Source organism: Mucilaginibacter dorajii, from assembly GCF_024808255.1.
GTDB lineage: Bacteria > Bacteroidota > Bacteroidia > Sphingobacteriales > Sphingobacteriaceae > Mucilaginibacter > Mucilaginibacter dorajii.
Genome location: NZ_JANTYS010000055.1, coordinates 1 through 1,486, shown reverse-complemented (window position 1 = coordinate 1,486; position 1,486 = coordinate 1). Strand labels below are relative to the sequence as shown.

The 1,486-nt window shown below is 41.9% G+C and carries 1 protein-coding gene; it reads right to left on the bottom strand.

Annotated features, from left to right (window positions below):
* Positions 1-1,259, bottom strand: a 1,259-nt coding sequence (locus FHS10_RS29220) for an IS110 family RNA-guided transposase (RefSeq protein ID WP_259097795.1), incomplete at its 3' end; no start/stop codon positions are given.
* Between the last annotated feature and the right edge of the window lie 227 nt (positions 1,260-1,486).

The window sequence follows — 1,486 nt, the reverse complement described above, 5'->3', positions numbered from 1 at the left end:
GAAGCCAGTTCCTTACGTTTAATTTGTTCCTCATATTGTTTTATCCCCTGTTCAACGTAAGCAATTCCTTTGGTTAATGCATTATAGTAAGCCATAGCCAGTTTTCTTGCGCCTGCTTTGATGGCTATGGATGAGTCTTTTCTCCCGCGGAGCTTTCGCATAAAACTACCAATAGCAATATACTTGCTGTTCATTAACCCTTGTGCACACTCCTTGAAAATCTGCCCGGTAGGATTACAAGGCGTGCCTCTCACAGTTTTATTCATTTTGCCACTCCGGTGGCTTTTAGGTGCTAAACCAGCCCAGTTCACAAAGCTTTTCACATTTGGGAACCGACTCATATCTGTCCCTGTTTCCCCGATCAGGCGCAATGCGGTATAATCGTTTATTCCTGATATACTACTGAGATCTACTCCATATAATCGGGCCATCGTATCATGCAAGCCAATGATCTGGGGTTTGTGGTGGCGAATTGGTTTCTTTTTGCCTACTGTTACTTCTTCTTTCCCCATGCTCAACTCATCCAATAACTGTGAGATTCTGACATCGATAGCCGTCACGCGCTCCTGGTGTACCTCCCATAATTCCATATTCTGTTGAAGCATAAAAAGGTAAGTCTCATTATAATTACCCTCCAATGCTTTTAGCACCTGTTCTCCTTTATACTTTTGGATTCGTTCATCGCAAAGACTCAGTAAAGAAGCCCCGTCACGAATCCCTGCCAGAATTGCCTTGATCATTTTTATCCCGCTTTTGCCATGGATCTGACTAATGACTTCTTTAAGTTTGATATTCATCAGTTCCATACATTTCTGCATTTTATTGACATAGGTACTCCCCATATCAATTATATCGAGGCGCTCACGGACTAATTGCCGAAGCTCCATATACTTACCTTCGGGAATAAAGCTATACCGTAAAATCCCCGCTGAAAAAAGCTTTTGAATCCATTGGCAGTCTTTAACGTCTGTTTTTCGACCTTTGATCTGTTTGGTTTCTTTGGGATTAACCAGGCATACCTTCATATCCAGTTCCTCAAGCAAGAAGTACAGCGCTATCCAATAAATGCCTGTTGCCTCCATCGCCACTCTTTTGATTCCTTTTTCTTTCAAATAAAGTGCACAGGCGTGGTAACTTGAGGTGAAGGTCTCGAAAGTACGTACTTCCTTTCCATCCGGGGATACAAAGATCTGTTCGGCACCAATATCGATGCCGGCTACATTTTCATGAACAGTTTCAAAAATCGTTTCTTTTGCCATAACTTTGTTTTTAATGTTTAACATTAAGCAACTTATGGCTCAGGAAAGCGATAGGTAAAAAAAGGCACGCTGCCATACGGGAATGCTGCTGAGAACAGTATCACCAAAATGCTTACGCTATTTCCTGAAGCAAAACTCAGGGGCGGGTAATTAACACCAGGAGCTAAACTGCTACACTGCCATAAGTTGCTTTTATAAAGCAAAACTCATAACTATTCGTGTCATTT